14 protein-coding genes are annotated in these 17,003 nt (G+C 72.6%); 9 read left to right on the forward strand and 5 right to left on the reverse strand.

The annotated features are described in order from the left end of the window. Positions 1 to 34: 34 nt before the first annotated feature. A complete protein-coding gene (locus NAG42_RS45260; protein ID WP_250038218.1) occupies positions 35 to 1,513 on the reverse strand; it encodes a diguanylate cyclase domain-containing protein in 1,479 nt (492 codons plus the stop codon). 127 nt (positions 1,514 to 1,640) lie between these two features. Here NAG42_RS45260 and NAG42_RS45265 point away from each other — a divergent pair, with 127 nt between their 5' ends. Next, positions 1,641 to 2,900 carry a putative bifunctional diguanylate cyclase/phosphodiesterase gene (locus tag NAG42_RS45265; RefSeq protein WP_250038219.1) on the forward strand — a complete coding sequence of 420 codons (1,260 nt, stop codon included), beginning with the start codon at positions 1,641 to 1,643 and terminating at the stop codon, positions 2,898 to 2,900. A 16-nt stretch (positions 2,901 to 2,916) separates the two neighbouring features. Here the strand turns inward: NAG42_RS45265 and NAG42_RS42490 are convergent, their stop codons facing one another. After that, entirely contained in the window at positions 2,917 to 5,697 is a 2,781-nt protein-coding gene (locus NAG42_RS42490; RefSeq protein ID WP_250038220.1) for an AAA family ATPase, read from the reverse strand. A gap of 98 nt (positions 5,698 to 5,795) precedes the next feature. Here NAG42_RS42490 and NAG42_RS42495 point away from each other — a divergent pair, with 98 nt between their 5' ends. The 4 genes from NAG42_RS42495 to NAG42_RS42510 all read left to right on the forward strand — a co-directional run bounded on the left by NAG42_RS42495 (position 5,796) and on the right by NAG42_RS42510 (position 9,260). Beyond that, positions 5,796 to 6,578 carry a class I SAM-dependent methyltransferase gene (locus NAG42_RS42495; RefSeq protein WP_250038221.1) on the forward strand — a complete coding sequence of 261 codons (783 nt, stop codon included), beginning with the start codon at positions 5,796 to 5,798 and terminating at the stop codon, positions 6,576 to 6,578. Positions 6,579 to 6,628: 50 nt separating this feature from the next. After that, positions 6,629 to 7,639 (forward strand): molybdopterin-dependent oxidoreductase, encoded by a 1,011-nt coding sequence (locus tag NAG42_RS42500; protein ID WP_250038222.1) that lies wholly within the window; start codon positions 6,629 to 6,631, stop codon positions 7,637 to 7,639. Between the two features lie 149 nt (positions 7,640 to 7,788). Further along, positions 7,789 to 8,940 carry a hypothetical protein gene (locus NAG42_RS42505; RefSeq protein ID WP_250038223.1) on the forward strand — a complete coding sequence of 384 codons (1,152 nt, stop codon included), beginning with the start codon at positions 7,789 to 7,791 and terminating at the stop codon, positions 8,938 to 8,940. Next, positions 8,937 to 9,260, forward strand: a complete 324-nt coding sequence (locus NAG42_RS42510) for a hypothetical protein (RefSeq protein ID WP_250038224.1) — start codon at positions 8,937 to 8,939, stop codon at positions 9,258 to 9,260. Before NAG42_RS42505 ends, NAG42_RS42510 begins: the two co-directional genes overlap by 4 nt. A 194-nt stretch (positions 9,261 to 9,454) precedes the next feature. On the opposite strand, the gene NAG42_RS42515 is transcribed toward NAG42_RS42510, so the two are convergent. Next, the gene (locus NAG42_RS42515; protein ID WP_250038225.1) at positions 9,455 to 11,341 is read right to left on the reverse strand and encodes a putative bifunctional diguanylate cyclase/phosphodiesterase; all 1,887 of its coding nucleotides are present in this window, start codon (positions 11,339 to 11,341) and stop codon (positions 9,455 to 9,457) included. A 146-nt stretch (positions 11,342 to 11,487) separates the two neighbouring features. On the opposite strand from NAG42_RS42515, the gene NAG42_RS42520 reads away from it, so the two are divergent. After that, positions 11,488 to 11,637: a hypothetical protein gene (locus tag NAG42_RS42520; protein ID WP_250038226.1), complete on the forward strand. Its 150-nt coding sequence runs from the start codon at positions 11,488 to 11,490 to the stop codon at positions 11,635 to 11,637. A gap of 528 nt (positions 11,638 to 12,165) precedes the next feature. On the opposite strand, the gene NAG42_RS42525 is transcribed toward NAG42_RS42520, so the two are convergent. Then, complete coding sequence (locus tag NAG42_RS42525) at positions 12,166 to 13,164, reverse strand: aldo/keto reductase (RefSeq protein ID WP_250038227.1); 999 nt, start codon at positions 13,162 to 13,164, stop codon at positions 12,166 to 12,168. Positions 13,165 to 13,289: 125 nt separating this feature from the next. On the opposite strand from NAG42_RS42525, the gene NAG42_RS42530 reads away from it, so the two are divergent. Beyond that, positions 13,290 to 14,132 (forward strand): helix-turn-helix transcriptional regulator, encoded by an 843-nt coding sequence (locus NAG42_RS42530; RefSeq protein ID WP_250038228.1) that lies wholly within the window; start codon positions 13,290 to 13,292, stop codon positions 14,130 to 14,132. Positions 14,133 to 14,392: 260 nt separating this feature from the next. Next, positions 14,393 to 15,046, forward strand: coding sequence for a CPBP family intramembrane glutamic endopeptidase (locus NAG42_RS42535; RefSeq protein ID WP_250038229.1), 654 nt, complete (start codon positions 14,393 to 14,395; stop codon positions 15,044 to 15,046). Positions 15,047 to 15,120: 74 nt separating this feature from the next. Here the strand turns inward: NAG42_RS42535 and NAG42_RS42540 are convergent, their stop codons facing one another. Further along, entirely contained in the window at positions 15,121 to 15,894 is a 774-nt protein-coding gene (locus tag NAG42_RS42540) for an alpha/beta hydrolase (protein ID WP_250038230.1), read from the reverse strand. A gap of 201 nt (positions 15,895 to 16,095) precedes the next feature. Here NAG42_RS42540 and NAG42_RS42545 point away from each other — a divergent pair, with 201 nt between their 5' ends. Next, positions 16,096 to 16,998: a carbohydrate kinase family protein gene (locus tag NAG42_RS42545; RefSeq protein WP_250038231.1), complete on the forward strand. Its 903-nt coding sequence runs from the start codon at positions 16,096 to 16,098 to the stop codon at positions 16,996 to 16,998. The last annotated feature ends 5 nt before the right edge of the window (positions 16,999 to 17,003 follow it).

Here is a 17,003-nt window from a genome sequence, read left to right on the forward strand (position 1 = left end):
CTCCGAAAGGCTGAAATCCCCGCCTCGCCGCCGGTCAGATCGAGAAGCTCAGCGACCGCTTGCGCTCGGCCTTGGTCCGGTACATCGCCGCGTCGGCCTCGCGCAGCAGGTGGCTGGCGTCCGCGGGCGAGCCGGTGGCCACGCCGACGCTGGCGCCGACGGCGACGTCGGCCGTGCCGGGCAGCATGATCGGCGCTTCCAGCATCGTGGCGAGACCCTCGGTGGCGGCCGGGCCGGGCAGCAGGACGGCGAACTCGTCGCCGCCGAGCCGCACGGCCAGCCCGTCGGCCGGTGTCCACCCGGCCAGCCGCTCGGCCACGGCGATCAGCACCTGGTCTCCGGCGTGGTGGCCGTACGAGTCGTTGACCGGTTTGAAGCCGTCGAGGTCGATCAGCAGCACGCTCACCGGGTCGCCGGGCGGCAGCTCGGCCAGGCGCTGTTCGAGCAGGCTGCGGTTGGCCAGGCCGGTGAGCGCGTCGTGGGTGGCCCGGTGGCGCAGTTCGTCGTGCAGTTCGCGCACCTCGGTCATCCGGCTGTCGAGTTCGGCCAGCAGGCGCTCGTTGTCGGTGAAGGCCGCCGTCTGCCGCGACAGCACCAGGGCGGTGATCGCCACCGCGCCCACCGCGACACCCCAGATCCGCAGGTCGCCGCTGTGCCCGACCAGGGCGCCGAGCAGCAGCAGCTGCACGGCGACGACGGCCACGTACGGCAGCCGGCTCGACCGCCGCCGGGCGGGTTCGGTGGCCAGGGCCGCGGCGCGGCGCATGTGCAGGGTCTGCAGGCGCATGCCGACCGGCATGAGCAGGCACGGCAGCAGCTGGGAGACGTAGATGACGCCGGGGTCGGCGGTGCCGGTCACCAGCGTCACGGTCGAGGCGGCCACCGCCGTGCCGGCCACGGCGACGCTGGCCACGATGCCGGGCAGGCGGGCGAAGGGCGCGGTTCCGCTGAGCAGGAGCTTCAGCAGACTGAACGTGATCAGCAGCATGACCGCCGAGGTGGCCCCGGCGCCGACCAGCTCGGCCCGGTTGCCGTGGGTCACCGCCCCGGCCAGCAGGAAATACCACAGGAAGACGGCGACACCGGCCAGCACGGTGGCCGCGTCCAGCCACAGCCGTAGCCGCTGCCGTCCCGAGCCGCCCAGCGGGTGGAACAGCATCGCGAGCACGGCGATCACCATGCCCAGCACGACGAAGCCGGTCTGCACCGGGTGCGGCTGGTGACCGGCCCGGTCGTCCAGGACGGCCAGGACGGTCTGGAAGCCGTCGCCGAGCGCGCAGCTCACCCCGGTGGCCGCCACGGCCAGCCAGAAGCGGCGGGCGTGCCGGTGGCCGGCGTTCTGCTGGGCCAGCCACCATGAGCAGACCGCGATGGTGACGTCGAGGCCGGTCTGCACCGCCCACGAGACGGTCGCACCACCGGGGCCGGCGAGGAACCACCAGACGAGCGCGAGGCTGAAGGCGGCCAGCCCGGCCAGCACGGGGTCCGGGTTCAGCCTGCGCCGTAGGTTCACAGCCTGGCAATCGGCAGCGGCCGGGCCGAGGTGAGTTTTCGGCCAGCCTGGCCTGGCCTGACCACGGCCCCGCACCCCCGCCCGGCCGACGCCTAAGTACCGGCCGGGCGGTGCCGATCGGGTTCGTGTGACCGGCATCGACACCGACCAGCTCACCGGGGTGGCGACCCGGGCGGCGCTCCTGCGCCGCCTCGAGGAGGCCGTATCCGGGTTCCAGCGTGGTGACCCGCCCGGGGTGCTCGTCGTCGACCTCGACGACTTCGCCGGCGTGAACGACGTGCTCGGCTACGAGACCGGTGACCGCATCCTCGCCGGCGTGGCCCACGTGCTGACCACCACCGTCGGCGACGCCGGCCGGGTGGGCCGGCTCGGCGGCGACCAGTACGCGGTGGTCGCGCCGGGCGTGTCCGTGCCCGAGCTGCAAGGGCTGGCCGAACGGGTCGGCGCCGCGCTCGCGAGCCCGGTCGACGCGGGCGGGCGGCCGGTCTCGGTGCGCGCGGCCGTGGGCGTCGCGCACGGCGCCCCCGGCGACTCCGGAGCCGACCTGCTGCGCAAGGCCGAGATGGCGGTGCGGACCGCCAAGGCGCGGGGCAGCGGCCGCCCGGTGCACTACGAGTCGGGTATGAAGGTCCGCTACCTCGACCAGGCGGCCCTGCTCGAAGGTCTGCACGACGCGGTCGCCGGCGGCCAGCTCGAACTGGTCTATCAGCCGATCGTCCGCCTCGGCGAGGGCACCCTGGTCGCGGTCGAGGCGCTGGCGCGCTGGCAGCACCCGGTCCGCGGGCCGATCATGCCGGGCGATTTCATCCCGATCGCCGAGCGTAGCGGGCTCATCGTGCCGCTCGGCCGGTGGATGCTGGCCGAGGCCTGCCGTCAGCAGGAGGCGGACTGGCCCGATACGTACGTCAATGTCTCGGCTCATCAACTGCGCGAGCCGGGCTTCGCCGACGAGGTGGCGCGCACGGTCACCGATCCCCAGCGGCTGATCATCGAGGTGACCGAGGACGCGCTGGCCGAGGACCCGGTGGTGCGGACGCTCAAGGCGGTCCGGGAGTCCGGCGTCCGGGTGTCGCTGGACGACTTCGGCACCGGCCCGGGCTCGCTGCGGGCACTGGCCACCGCGCCCATCGACGTCATCAAGCTGCACGGCTCGATCACCGAGCAGATCATCACGTCGCCCCGGCAGGCCGCCGTGGCCCGGACGATCGCCAAGCTCGCGGGCGAGCTGGGCATCACCGCGGTGGCCAAGGCCGTCGAGGGCGCGCCGCAGGCGGTGATGCTGCACGACCTCGGCTACCGCCAGGGAATGGGCTTCCACTACGCGGTGCCGCAGCCCGCGCGGGCGATCCCACTCTTCCTGACCAACGAGGCCCTGCTGGTCTTCTGACGTCCGGGCGCGGTTGCTACCGGTGCGTGCGCAGGGCCGCGTCCAAGTCGCGGCGGGACGCGATGGCGAGTTTGGCGTAGGCGTGGGCCAGGTGGGTCTCGACGGTGCGGCGGCTCAGGGTCAGGCGGGTGGCGATCTCGCGGTTGGTCAGGCCGGTGGCGGCCAGGCCGGCGATCTGGTGCTCGGCCGTGGTCAGGGACTCGGGGCCGCGCAGGGCCGCCCGGCGGGGGCGGGCGCCGGTCGCGTGCAGCTCGGCGGTGGCCAGCGCGGCCAGCCGGTGAGCTCCGCCCGTGGCGGTCAGGTTCAACGCCGTACGCAAGGGGTCTCGAGCCGCCTCGCGCCGGCCGGCCCGGCGCAGGGCACTGCCCAGAGCGACCAGCGCGTACGCGTGAGCGAGCCGATCCGGAGAGCCGTCGGAGATCTTGACCGCCTGCTCCACGAGGGACAACCGCTGATCGCGCGGGGCGGTCGAGGCGGCCACCCGCAGGGCGGTGCTGAGCGGGCCGGGAGCCTCGGCCGCCTCGGCCAGCGCGAGATGCTCGGCGGCCAGGTCGCCGGGCTGCTCACCCACGGCCAGCATCGGCGCCACCAGGTCGGCCCGCCACGTCGCCCAAGCCGGATGCCGTACGCCCAGCTCACGCCACATCTCGCCGGCCGCCCGAAGGTCGGTGATCGCGTCGGCCGGGCGGTTGCGCGCCCACCGCAGCCGGCCGCGGCTCTGCAGGAAGAGCGGGCTGCTCAGCGCGTGCGGGGGCGGCTCGCCCGGGAAGCTGGTGCGCAGCAACGCTTCCGCGTCGGTCAGCCGGTCGGCCTCGACCAGGGCGTCGAGCAGCGGGCAGAGCGCGAAGAGCAGGCCTCCGGGCGGGGTGTCGCAGCTCAGCTTGAAGTCGGCCGCGGCCCGCGCGTCGGCCACCGCCTCCGAGACCAGCCCGGCGGGCAGTACGGCCAGCGAGCGCAGGAACCGGCCGTGCGCGACGGTGCTCAGCCAGCCGCGCGGACCGGCTTCGCGGGCCACGGCCTCGCTCATCGCCCGCGCGGCGCCGAGGTCCCCGTTGGCGATCAGCGTGAGACCGGCGACCGTCGGCAGGATCGAGTCGTGCTCGGCGGTCAGGGTCCCGTCGTCGAGCAACGCCCGCAGGTGGGCCAGGTTGTGCCGGGCGGGCCGCCCGTCGAACGTGTCGGTCATCGCCTCGATCACCCGCCACAGCGGCAGCGGGGGAGGGGCCGCGCGGCTGCGGGCGGCGAACTCGCGGTTGAGCGGCATCGTGCGGCTGTCCATGCCGGCCGCCCCGGCGATCTCGGCGTCGAGCCGGGCCCGGGTGGCCGCGGGCACCGCCGGTGAGTCGTCGGGAGCCAGCCGGAACACGGCGATCGCGGCCGCCCCGTGGGCACTGATCGTCAGGGCGCGGCCGCAGCGCAGAGCGGCCTCGGCGCGGGCGGCGGGATCGGCGATCCGGGCCACTGCCTCGTGGGCCAGCACGGTGGCACCCTCCCGGCGGCCGGCGGCCAGCGCCAGCGCCAGCTCGAGGCGGATCGGAGCGTCGTCGGCCGGCGGTTCCTCGAGGGCCCGGCTCAGATAGGTGGCGGCGATCTCGGGCGCGCCGCGGCCGGTGGCTCGCGCGGCGGCCGTCCGGAGAAGGTCCGCGACCTCGGGGCGGCCGGCCGGCTCGGAGCGCAGCAGGTGCACCGCCGTCCGCTCCGGGTCACCGCCGCGGGCCGCGAGCAGGTCGGCCGCCCGGGCGTGCCGGACGGCCCGCTCGGCGGGGCCGAGATTCTGCAGCAGGGCGGTCGCGATCATCGGGTTGGCCGGGGCCCACTCGGCGGGCGCGAGCAGCCCGGCGATGCGCAGCGCGTCGGCACAGGCGGCGGCCCGGTCGAGCGGCAGGCCGGCCAGCCGCGCGGCGTCGCTCAGCCTCGTGGTGGTGCCCAGAACGGCCACGGCGGTGGCCAGCGCGGCACAGCCGGCCGGCATCCGCTCCAGCCGCAACGTCAGCCACCGGGCGACTTCCCGCGATCCTCTCGCCGACGGCTCCTCCGGCGTGGCCCTCTGGTGCGTCACGTGCTGGCTGTCTGTGGCGGGCTGGCTGTGTGTGGTGGGCTGGCCGTCCGTGTGGGTGAGCAGGAACGGGTTGCCGCCGCTGGCGACGTGGCAGGCCGCGGCGAACCGGGATGTCGCGGCCGGGAACCGCGCACGGATCAAGGCTCGCGACGTCGTCTCGTCGAGCGGGCCGAGCTCGAGCACGGTGCCGGCCAGCAGGTCGCCGAGGAGCGGTTCCCCGGTGCGGACGGTCAGGACCAGCGCCAGCGGCAGCTCGCCGACCCGCCGGGCCACCCCGGCCAGCCAGCGCTGCGACGGAAGGTCGGCCCAGTGCGCGTCGTCGACGAACAGGACGGCCGCCTGCCGCGCGGCCACGGCGGTGGTCAGGCAGAACAGGCCGTGCGTGGCCGCGTACATCGCGTCGGGGGTGCTCGCGGGCGGCGGGTCACCGCTGGTCAGCACGCGGCCGGCCAGGGCGGCCGGCCCCCGGCACAGCTGCCGCCAGCCGGGCGCGGCCTGCAACGGCGCGAACGCCTGCCGCGCCACCCCGAACGGGAAGTCCCGGTCGAGAGGGTTGCCGCGGGCGCGAAGCACGGTCCGGCCCCACCCGGCCTGGTCCAGCCGGGCCAGTGCGGTGTCGGCCAGCGTGGTCTTGCCGATACCGGCCACACCCTGGATCACCAGCACCCGGCCGGACCCGTTCAGGGCCGCGAGGATGCCGGCGGTCAGCTCGGCCAGTTCGCTCTCACGCCCGTACACCCGGCACCTCGGCAATTCTCGGTAGCGCCTCCACGATGCTCCCGCGGTCCGTCCGGGGCCAGCCTGAGGGCACATGCCCGACAGTGAGAGGGACGGCGATGAGCGACTACGTGATGGGGCGGACCGCCGAGGAGTACGAGCGACTGCGGCGCCAGGCCGAGGTGTGGGCGCCGGCCACCGGGCGGCTGCTCGACCGGGCCGGGCTGTCGCCGGGCGACCGGTGTCTCGACGTGGGCTGCGGCACCGGCGCGGCGATGGACCTGATGACCGCGCGCGGCGGCGTGGTGACCGGGATCGACGTCGACGCGTCGCTGGGGGCCGCGGTGCGCGGCACGTTCGTGGCGGCCGACGTCGAGAAGGACGACGACGCGGTCCCGGCCGGCGGGTTCGAGCTCGTCTACGGCCGGTTGATCCTGTTGCACGTGGGCGACCCGGCCGCGGTGCTGCGGCGGATGTGGCGGTGGGTCGCGCCGGGCGGGATGCTCGTGGTGCAGGACTACGACATGCGGGCCGTCGACGGCTATCCGCCGTCCTCGCTGGTGGACGAGTGGCGCCGGGTCTTCTTGGGGGCCTACGCGGCGGCCGGCCGTGACGTGGGGCTGGGGGCCCGGCTGCCGGCCCTGTTCGCCGAGGCCGGGATCGGCGCTCCCGACGGCACGGACGTGACCGGCCGCCTGGGCACGATGGCCGACTCGGCCGGGATGCTGGCCGCGACATTCCGGAGCATCGCCCCGCTGGCGATCGCCCAGGGGCTGACCACCGAGACCAAGCGCGACGCCTGGCTGTCCGACATCGACACCGCATCCCGGGTCTACGGCGACCACAGCGCGATGTGGCCCCTGCTGATCGGCGCCCTAAAGCGCAAGCCCGCCGCCGTCTAAAGCCTTCGCCGGCATTCGCTCTGTGGCCGAGTGCGGGTTAGCGTTCGGCCATGCGGGTGAGCTTTCGGGCGCGGCAGGCGGGGCGGCGGGTCGACCTCGTGCTCGGGCTGCTCGTGGCGGCCGGGGTGGTCACCGGGACGGCGGCCAACACGATCGGGGTCGACTGGCCGCTCGACCTCATTCAGCTGCACGCCGGGGCGGCGCTGGCGATCCTGCTGGTGGCGCCGTGGAAATACGTCGTCATCAAGCGGGGGCTGGGGAATCCGCGGCGGGGGACCGGGAAGAAGGCCCTGTCGATCGCGCTGCTGGTGTTCGTGCTGGTCACGATCGGCAGTGGGCTGCTGCACTCGACGGGCACGGTGGAGGACGTCGGGTTCTTGACGCTCATGCAGATCCATGTGGGGGCGGCGATCGGGGCGCTGCTCGCGGTGGCGCTGCATTTCGCCGGGCACTACGTGCGGCCCCGGCGGACCGACGTCGATCGGCGGGCGCTGCTGCGGCTGGGGGTGCTCGGCGCGGGCGCGGCCGTGAGCACCGCGGCCTGGGATGCCTGGGGTGCGACCGACCGGCGCTTCAGCGGGTCGGTGCCGCAGGACCGGCTGCTGGTCACGTCGTGGTTCGACGACGGCATCCAGCGCATCGACCAGGCCGATTGGAGCATCCGGGTCGGCGCGGCCGGCTTCGACCTGGCGGCGGTCCTAGCGCTGCCGCATGAGCGGTTCACCGCCGTCCTCGACTGCACGAGCGGCTGGTTCAGCAGTCAGCAGTTCGACGGCGTACGCCTGAGCGCGCTCCTCGACGCGGCCGGCGTGCCCGGCGACGGCTGGCGCAGCCTCGAAGTGCGCTCCGCCACCGGCTACACCCGCTGGTTCGGCCCCGGCACACTCGACGACGTCTGGCTGGTCACCGCGATCGGCGGCAGCCCGCTGACCGACGGTTACGGCTACCCGGCCCGGATCGTGGCCCCGGGCCGCCGCGGCTTCTGGTGGGTCAAGTGGGTCACCTCGATCCAGCCGTCGGCCCGGCCGCCCTGGGCCCAGTCGGTGTTCCCGCTCAGCTGAGCACGGTGACCCGGCTGATCGCCGGGCTGCCCGCGTCGAGCCGCCGCCGTCCGGCTGCGCGGCGGCCTCGTACCAGGCGGGCTCGGGGGTGTGGCGTTGTCGCTCGGCGTCTGTGGAGGGGGGATTCCGCGCTCACGTACGATCTCGCCATGCCATCGGACAGGGTGCACGAGCAGCACATTGCCATGTTCGGCGAGTCGGGCAGTGGCAAGACCGTGCTGCTCTCCTCGTTCTACGGAGCAACGCAGGAGCCGCAATATCTGCGGAAGCAGTTGTTCGATGTTCTGCCCGACGACATCGGCCAGGGTCGCCGATTGCATCAGAACTACCTCGGTATGAGGGATTCGGCGCGACCGCCCGCGGGGACCAAGTTCGCCGCCACGGCCTATTCCTTCTCGGTGAAGCTGAAGGACTCCTCCGACGACGCGGCCAAGGCCCGGCCTTTCGACGCGCTGCGCCTGGTCTGGCACGACTACCCGGGGGAATGGTTCGGCAACGAGGTCAGCGGGCCCGAGGAGGCTCAGCGCCGAATCGACACGTTCAAATCCCTGCTGGGTTCCGACGTCGCCTTCCTGCTGGTCGACGCCCAACGGTTGCTCGACAATGCCGGCGAGGAGGAGAGATATCTCAAGTCGCTGCTGACGAGTTTCCGCACCACGATGCTGTTGCTCAAGGACGATCTGCTCGAGGACGGCAAGCCGCTCGTCACCTTCCCGCGCATCTGGATAATGGCGCTGTCCAAGGCCGACTTGATGCCGGACATGGACGTCTACAAATTCCGGGACCTGCTGGTCGGCAAGGTCGGCGAGGAAATGGACGAATTGCGCGAGGCGCTGGCCCGTCTGGTCGAGGCCGGCGACGCGTTGTCGGTGGGCGAGGATTTTGTCCTGTTCTCGTCGGCGAAATTCGAACCGGGAAAGATCGAGGTGTCCGAGCGCGTCGGTCTGGAGCTGATCCTGCCGCTGGCCGCGATCCTGCCCTTCGAGCGGCACGTCCGATGGAACCAGACGATGCAGATCCCGGGGAAGGTCGCCGAGACCCTGGTGGGCAGTGCCGGAGTGGTGGCCGCCGCGCTGCTCGCGCGCACGAAGAACCGGTTGCCCGGCCGCCTGGGTCAGCTGGCCAACCTGTTCAGCTCCGACGCTGTGCTGGAGGCAGCCCGGCTGGCGGGCGACAAACTCCGGAAGATGAACGCCGAGGCGCTGGCCAAGGGCGAAAACCTGGCCGCCACGCTGACCGGCTTCCGGCTCGACCTGGTCAAAGGCGAAGAGGATGAGATCTTCCTGCGGAGCCGTCGATGAGCCTGATCTGGGCCACCCGCGGGCACAGCTGGGGTTTCCGATTCCTGCGCGACGGGGGATTCACGGATCCGCTCCCGGAATACGAGGCCGTCTTCTCCCAGGTCGAGGACGACCTCGAAGTGTGCCGCCACGTCGGCGACAAGGTGGCCCTGCGCTTCCCGGATCCCGCGGGGCGCGAAGATCGGGCCGGGCGGGTGATCCCCCATGACTTCGTCGTCACCGGCTCGTTGGCCGGCGACATCGACTCGGTCGAGGACGGCCTCCGGCTGATCTGGCCCCAGGTCGCCGACGAGTTCGCGGAGCGCTGGCCGAAGCCCTGACCAGCGACGGTGCTCGCTGCTCAGGTAGCGCCGGCCGGCGCGTTCTCGCTCCCGCCCGGCTTGCTCCCGCCCGGCTTGCTCCCGCCCGGCTTGCTCCCGCGGGGCTTGCTTCCGCCCGGCTTGCTCCCCCCGCCGGGCTTGGCGCGCGTCCGGCTTGGCGCGTCCGCTTGCTTACGGCGGCCGGGTACAGACGGTCAGGTCGTCTGCAGGGCCTGCTCGAGGCGGGCGGTCAGGGCGTCGGCCGGCAGGGGCTTGGCGAAGTGGTAGCCCTGGGCGGTGTCGCAGCCGATCTCGCGCAGGGCTTGCACGGCGGCCTCGTCCTCGACGCCCTCCGCGACGACGGTCAGGCCCAGGCGGTGTCCCAGCTCGACGGTCGAGGCGACCAGGGCCCGGCTGCTGGCGCTGTCGGCCAGGTCCAGGACGAAGGAGCGGTCGATCTTCAGCTCGGCGATCGGCAGAACCTTGAGGTAGGTCATGGACGAGTAGCCGGTGCCGTAGTCGTCGATCGACGCCTTGACGCCGGCCTCGGCCAGGTGGTGCAGCGCCGCGATCGCGGTGTCCGGGTCGCTCATCAGGGCGTACTCGGTCACCTCGACAGACAGCAGGTCGCCGGGGACGCCGCTCTCGGCCAGCAGCGCGGCCACCCGGCCGGGGAACTGCGGGTCGAGCAGGCTTCGGGCCGACACGTTCACCGCGATCGGCACCCGGTGGCCGGCGTCGAGCCAGGCCCGGGCCTGCCGCAGTGCCATGGTCAGCACCTGCTCGGTGAAGCGGTGCATGAGGTTGGTGACCTCGAGGACCGGGATGAACTCGGCCGGCGAGATCGGGCCCCGGGCCGGGTGGTGCCAGCGGGCCAGCGCCTCGACGCCGACCAGCTCACCGGAGCCGACCGCGATCTTGGGCTGGTAGTGCAGGGTCAGCTGATCGGGGTCGTCCAGGGCCCGGCGCAGCTCGCCCAGCAGCGACAGCCGGGCGGCCGCGTCCTGGCGGTCCTCGCCCTGGAAGCGGTGGAAGCCGGCCCGCTGCTGCTTGGCCTCGTGCATGGCCGCGTCGGCGTGCCGCAGCACGGTGATCACGTCCTCGCCCGCGGCGGCGGTGGCCGCGCCCACGCTGACTTCGAGGTCGACGGTGACCTCGTCGAGCACGAACGAGGTCTCGAACGCCTCGGTCAGCCGGACCGCGATCGTCTCGCCGATCCGCGGGTCGCGGTCGGTCAGCAGGACGGCGAACTCGTCACCGCCGAGCCGGGCCACCACGTCGTCGCCGCGCACCAGCGAGGCCAGGCGCCGGCCGGCCTCGACCAGCAGCAGGTCGCCGATGCGGTGCCCGAGCTGCTCGTTGACGTCCCGGAAGCCGTCAACGTTGATCACCAGCACGGTCGGGTTGTCCGGCAACGCCCGGGCGGCGTGCTCGACGAACGCGGCGCGGTTGTGCAGGCCGGTCAGCCGGTCGGTGGCGGCCATCGCCTCCACTTGGCGCCGGTGGGCCCGGCGGGAGAACCCGAACCCGGCCAGCACGATCAAGCCGAGGACGAAGACGACGAGGACGGTGACGACCGAGCCGCGGGAGTCCCGCAGCGAGTCGGCCTGCTGCTGCTCGTAGTCGGCGAGGTGGTGGTTCTGCTCGTTGAGCAGGTCGCTCATCATCGCCGTGTATTCGGGTTCGATGACCTCCTCCAGCGTCACCATCGCCGCGCTGTCGTCACCGTGGTCGATCTGGCCCAGGAAGCCGACGACCACCATGTGCAGAGCGCGGTGACGCTGGGCCAGGTCGGCGGCCGCCTCGTGGTGGTCCTGATCGATGGCGGCCATCCGGGTCATCGCGTCCCCGGCCCGCTGGTTGGCTCCCAGCAGTTGATTGCGCTCCTCACCGTCTCGCTCGAGCATGGCGCCCTGAAGCATCGACATCTCGGTGGTGAGCTCGAAGGCCGCCTTCTGGTACGCGTCAGTGTCGGTGCCCGCCGCCGCGACATCACGGACGAGCTCCGCCTGCTGCCAGTTCGCCACGACGGCGTACCCGGACAGGGCAGCCAGCATGACCGCCAGGAGCACGGTCAGGAGGCGGGGCGCACGCGACGTCACATCGGCCTCCTCGTCGAAGCGGGAACCTCCCGCTCCAGCGAGAATCGGGCGCGCCGGGTCCCGGTTGACCACTCGGCCGGTTGCATACCGGTTGCGACACCGACGAAGCCGCCCGACAATCGTGCCGAAAGCCGGAACGCGCCACCATGGCGAGCGGCTCGTTCAGCTTGGTCGGCTCGGTCAGCTTGGCCGGCTCGATCGGCTCGGTCGGCTCGGTCGGCTCGGTCAGCCGCGACGGGCACGCCCGCGTGCGGCTGAAGCCCGATGAGGGCAGCCCCGTGGCCGTAGCCGAGTAGGCTCCGGCCCATGCGCATCCCGACCGCGGCGATCACCGCAGGCTCCTTGATCGCAGGCTGGCAGCTGGCCCGTCGCACAGGAATCCGCCCCCTCGGCGGCGCAGTCCTGGCGGCAGGCGGCGCCCTGGCCACTCGCGAGTGGTCCCGCCGCACAACCCCGGCCGTAACCACCGCGCTGGCAGCCACTTATGTAGGAGCCTTCGGCCTCTCCCACCCCTTGGCCAAACGCATCGGCCCTTGGCCCGCAGTCCTGACCGTCTCAGCACTGACCGCCGCCGCCTCCTACGCCGCCGCCGACCGCCACCCGGCGCGCTAGCCCCGCCGCCTGCCCGGCCTGCACACCGCCGCCCGGCTGACTGTGCCCGCCCGGCTGACCGCGCCCGCCCGGCTGACCGCGCCCGCCCGGCTGACCGCGCCCGCTCGGCTGACCGCGCCCGCCCGGTTGACCGCGCCCGCCCGGCTGACCGCGCCCGCCCGGTTGACCGCGCCCCGGCGCAGCGCTTGGGCGGCTGCGCCGGGATGCGGGCGTCAGTTGCCGGCGCCGAGGTGGGACATCATGGCGGTGGGGTAGCGGTCGCCCTTGGCGGCGCCGGCGGGGATGGCTTTTTCGATCTCGGCCAGGTCGTCGGCGGTCAGGGTGACGTCGAGGGCGGGCAGGGCCTCGGCCAGACGGGTGCGGGTGCGGGCACCGACCAGGGGAACGATGTCGTTGCCCTGAACTGCCACCCAGGCGATCGCGATCTGGGCGACCGTGTGGCCCTTCGCGTCGGCCACACGGCGGAGTGCCTCGACCAGGGACAGGTTGTGGTCGAGGTTGTCGCCGGAGAAGCGGGGGCTGAAGCCACGGAAGTCACCGGGAGAGGTGCCGCGGTCGGTGCCCCAGTGGCCCGAGATCAGGCCGCGGCTCAGAACGCCGTAGGCGGTCAGGCCGATGCCCAGCTCGCGCAGCGTGGGCAGCACCTCGGCCTCGATGGCGCGGGAGATCAAAGAGTATTCGATCTGAAGATCGGCGATCGGGTGCACGGCGTGCGCCCGCCGGATCGTCTCGGGGCCGACCTCGGAGAGGCCGACGTGACGGACGAAGCCGGCGTCGATCATCTCTTTGATGGCACCGACCGTGTCCTCGATCGGCACGGCTGGGTCGAGCCGCGCGGGACGGTAGATGTCGATGTAGTCGGTGCCGAGCCGGGTCAGCGAATAGGCCAGGAAGTTGCGCACCGCCTCGGGGCGGGTGTCCGCCCCGCCCCAGGACAGGTCGGGACCCCGCATGCCGCCGAACTTGACGCTCAGCACATAGCTCTCGCGAGGACGGCCGCGCAGAGCCTCGGCCAGCAGCAGCTCGTTGTCGCCCATGCCGTAGAAGTCGCCCGTGTCGATCAGCGTGACGCCCGCGTCCAGGGCGGCGTGCACGGTGGCGATGGCCTCGGCCCGGTCGGTGGAACCGTAGGTGCCGTTCGACATGCCCATCGCGCCCAGGCCCAGCTTGCTCACGGTCGGGCCGGTCCGGCCCAGGGTGATTGTCTGCATCGTGTGCTCCTTCGTTCATCTTCTGCATCGACTCTGCTCCCTCGGCGGGCCGGGTGGGAGCGGACCGTGCATCGTGGGATCGGGAGTCCCTGGCAGCGCCGTTCGCGCCGGGGCAGCATGAACGCATGCAACGAGACCAGCTCGCCGACTTCCTGCGCCGCCGCCGCCAGGCGGTTCACCCGGCCGACGTGGGTCTCTCCGACGGGCCCCGCCGCCGGACGGCCGGGTTGCGCCGCGAAGAGGTGGCGATGCTCGCCGGCATGTCCGTCGACTACGTCGTCCGTCTTGAGCAGGGCCGCAGCACTCAGCCGTCCATCCAGCTGCTGGGGGCCCTCTCGCGGGCTTTGCGGTTGTCGGACGACGAGCGCGATCACCTGTTCCACCTGGCCGGTCACCAGCCGCCACCGGCCGACGGCACGGCCCGGCTGGCCCGGGCCGGCCTGCTGCGCATGCTCGACCTGCTCGGTGACACTCCGGCCCTCGTGCTTTCGGATCTGGGGGAGACGCTGGCCCAGAGCCGGGGTGCCGTGCTGCTCTCCGGTGATCAGACCGGTCTCGAGGGTGATCGGCGTTACCACGCATATCGGTGGTTCACCGACCCCGTCGCCCGGGCCGTCCACCCGTCGGAGGACGAGGAGCGCCACTCCCGGGTGATCGTGGCCGACCTGCGCGCGGTGGCCGGGCGCCGCCACAACGACCCGACGATCACCCGCCTGGTCGCAAAGCTGTCCGCCGAGAGCGCCGACTTCCGCCGGCTCTGGGCCGAGCACGAGGTGGCGGTCCGCCGGTTCGACCGCAAGACCTTCGTGAATTCGCGGGTCGGGCCGCTTTTGATGGACTGCGAAACCCTGGTCACACCCGATCTGGGCCAGTTGTTGCTGGTCCTGACGCCGGCCGACGACGCGACCCGGGAGCGGTTCGACCTGCTACGTGTGCTCGGTCTCCAAGAGTTTCCCGCCGGCGTATGAAGCGGCTCGGCGCGGGTACGCTTCGCCGGGTCATGCCTTCGATTTTCGCCAAGCGCCAGTCTCCCGCCGCTCAGCCCCAGCCCTCTCCGGCTCAGCCCCAGCCCCGCGCGGCCGAGTCCCTGCCCCGTGCGGTCGAGCGCCAACCGGCTGCGGTCGTGCGCCAGCCCTCTGTGGTTGAGCGCGGGTCAGCTGTGGGGAAGCCCCAGTCCCGTCGTCGGCTGTTTCTTCTTCTCGGGGCCGTCGTAATGATCCTCGCCGCGGTGAATGTGGCGGACAAGTTCGGCCCTGACCACACCGGGCTGGTGGCCGGCCCTCTTGTCGCAGGGCTGCTCGTGCTCCTGGCTCGCCGGTCCGGCTTGAGCTGGCACGATCTGGGTCTTTCCCGGCGTACGTTCGTGCCCGGCCTCAAATATGCGATCGGCGCCATCCTGGCGGTCGCGGTCGTCTACGCGATCGGCGTGGCGCTTCCGCTGACCAGGCCCGCGTTCCACGACGTCCGCTACCACCTGCACCCCAGCGCCGCCTTGATGACCGCGTTCATCGTTGTGCCGCTGGGTACCGTGCTGCTCGAGGAGATCGCCTTCCGCGGCGTGCTGCTGGGGTTGATCAATCGCCATCGTGGCGCCGTCTGGGCCAGCGTCACCTCCTCGGTCCTGTTCGGGCTGTGGCACATTTTGCCGTCGCTGCGCCTCAACCAGGCCAATGCGGCTGTCGGCTCGGTCTTCGGCTCCGGGTCGGCCGGTCGGATCCTCGCCGTGGTGGGCGCTGTCGCTTTCACCGCGCTGGCCGGCGTCCTGCTGTGTGAGCTACGCCGGCGCAGCGGAAGCCTGCTGGCGGCCGCCGCCCTGCACTGGGCCACCAACGGCCTGGGCCTGCTCGTGGCCGCTGCCCTCGCCACAACAAGCTTCGCCTGATCAGAGCTGGGCAACTGACGGCCGCGCGTTGCGCTCTGCGGCGGCCGAGATACGGCGGGGGGCCGCCATGCTGGTCAGGGCAGGACTTGGGTGATCAGGGCGGCGATCGCGGTGCTGTAGTCGTCGTTGTGGCCGGCGCCTTCGATGGCTAATGACTGGATGAGTCCGGGAGCATTGTCGGCTACGGCTTTGCTCTGGCCGGGTGGGACCACTGTGTCGGCGGTGCCGTAGACCACCAGCGTGGGGGCGGTGATCGTCTTGATCTGGTCGCGGACGGGGAAGCGGTCGCGCAGGAGCAGCCGGACCGGCAGGAACGGGTAATGTGCGCGGCCCGCGTCGGCCAGTGAGCTGAATGGGGAACGCAGGATCAGGGCGGCCGGTGGGTGTCTGGTCGCGAGCCCGGTGGCCACGGCCGCGCCCAGGCTTTCGCCGTAGTAGATCAACCGGGTGAACTCGTCGGCCAGGTACGCCTGTGCGGCGTCGGCGTCACGGGCCAGTCCTTGCTCGCTCGGCCGGCCGGGGTTGCCACCGTAGCCGCGGTAGTCGACCAGCAGGACGGTGAAACCCTGCTCAGTGAGGGCCCTGGCCAGCGCCGTGCGGCCCTGCCGGTTGCCGGCGTTGCCCGGGGTCACCAGCACGGCGGTGCGCAGGTCCGGCGTACGGGATGGGGGTCTGAACAACCATGCGCCCAGGTCCAGGCCGTCGCTGGTGTGCAGCGTGACCTGCTCGGCCCCGGCGGCGGGCGGGGGTGCCGACCGGTCCGGGAAGTAGATCAACCGCCGCTGCAGCAGCCAGAGCGCGACCACAATCAACGCGAGCACGACGAGCGCAACACGCAGTTTGGCCATGCGGCGATTATGCGGGGGAAGCCGATCTCCGGAGAGGGTGGTGCCCGAGATGCAGAGGCGGTGCCCGAGATGGAGGAGGCGGTGCCTGGGATGGAGGAGGCGGTGCCTGGGATGGAGGAGGCGGTGCCTGAAATGGAGGCGGTGCCTGAGATGCCGGGATGTGCGGAGCGCCTTGATGTTGTCGGGGTTGGGGCGATCAACGTGGACTACCTGGCTGGTGCCTCCGGGGCGGGGATCGAGCACCTCGTGCCGGGCCTGGAGTGGGGGACCGAGCTCGGCGTCGACGCGGCGACGATCACGGCGGTGGTTGCCGGTCTTGATCCGGCGGCGAGCCGGATCGCGCTGGGCGGGTCGGCGTTCACCACGATCTCGGCCATGGCTCGGGCCGGGCATGGGCTGCGTCTCGGGTTTGTCGGTGTTGCCGGGCGGGTCCCTGGTGATCGGTTGTCGGCGCTGCGGGAGCTCGACTCGTCCGGGATCGATCGGCGGTTCGTCCTGCGGGACGACGAACGGCTGTGCGGGATCTGCGTCTCGGTCATGCGTGGCGGCGACCGCACGCTGGTGACTCACGCCGGCGCCAACGAGGGCTTCCCCGACTATCTGGACCGGGAGTCCGAGCAGGTTGCCGCCTATCTTTCCCGGGCCCGGCTGATCCATGTCACCTCGTTCCTCGACGATCGCAGCGCCGGCCGCCTGCTCGCCGTGCTGACCGCGGCGAAGCGTCTCAACCCGCGGACCCGCATCTCGTTCGATCCGGGCCACGTGTGGTGTGCCAACCGCAGCGCGCAGGTCGACGGCATCCTCGCGCTCAGCGACTACCTGATCGTCAACCGGCGGGAGCTGCGGGAACTGGCCCCGGCCGACGCCGCCGTCCTGGTGGTCAAGCAGCCCACCGGCGCGCAGTGGTTCCGGGGCGGCGACGGCGGGTTCGTCCCGCACGTGCCGCTGGCCGAGGCCGACATCGTCGACGCGACGGGGGCCGGTGACGTCTTCGCGGCCGGCCTCCTCCTGGAATTGGCCGTCGACCCCGGCCGGATCGCCGCCGGCTGCGAGCGCGGCCTGGGCCTCGCCCGGCGCAAGCTGCTCGGTCAGCCCCTGACGTGACCCGC

The sequence above is a fragment of the Paractinoplanes maris genome, assembly GCF_023544465.1.
Lineage (GTDB): Bacteria > Actinomycetota > Actinomycetes > Mycobacteriales > Micromonosporaceae > Actinoplanes > Actinoplanes maris.

Bases quoted from the DNA above. Each gene is read 5' to 3' on its own strand.
- NAG42_RS42495 (WP_250038221.1), top strand. From the start codon at position 5,796: ATGAGCGACTACGTGATGGGGCGGACCGCCGAGGAGTACGAGCGACTG.
- NAG42_RS42500 (WP_250038222.1), top strand. From the start codon at position 6,629: ATGCGGGTGAGCTTTCGGGCGCGGCAGGCGGGGCGGCGGGTCGACCTC.
- NAG42_RS42505 (WP_250038223.1), top strand. From the start codon at position 7,789: ATGCCATCGGACAGGGTGCACGAGCAGCACATTGCCATGTTCGGCGAG.
- NAG42_RS42510 (WP_250038224.1), top strand. From the start codon at position 8,937: ATGAGCCTGATCTGGGCCACCCGCGGGCACAGCTGGGGTTTCCGATTC.
- NAG42_RS42520 (WP_250038226.1), top strand. From the start codon at position 11,488: ATGGCGAGCGGCTCGTTCAGCTTGGTCGGCTCGGTCAGCTTGGCCGGC.
- NAG42_RS42525 (WP_250038227.1), bottom strand. From the start codon at position 13,164: ATGCAGACAATCACCCTGGGCCGGACCGGCCCGACCGTGAGCAAGCTG.
- NAG42_RS42530 (WP_250038228.1), top strand. From the start codon at position 13,290: ATGCAACGAGACCAGCTCGCCGACTTCCTGCGCCGCCGCCGCCAGGCG.
- NAG42_RS42540 (WP_250038230.1), bottom strand. From the start codon at position 15,894: ATGGCCAAACTGCGTGTTGCGCTCGTCGTGCTCGCGTTGATTGTGGTC.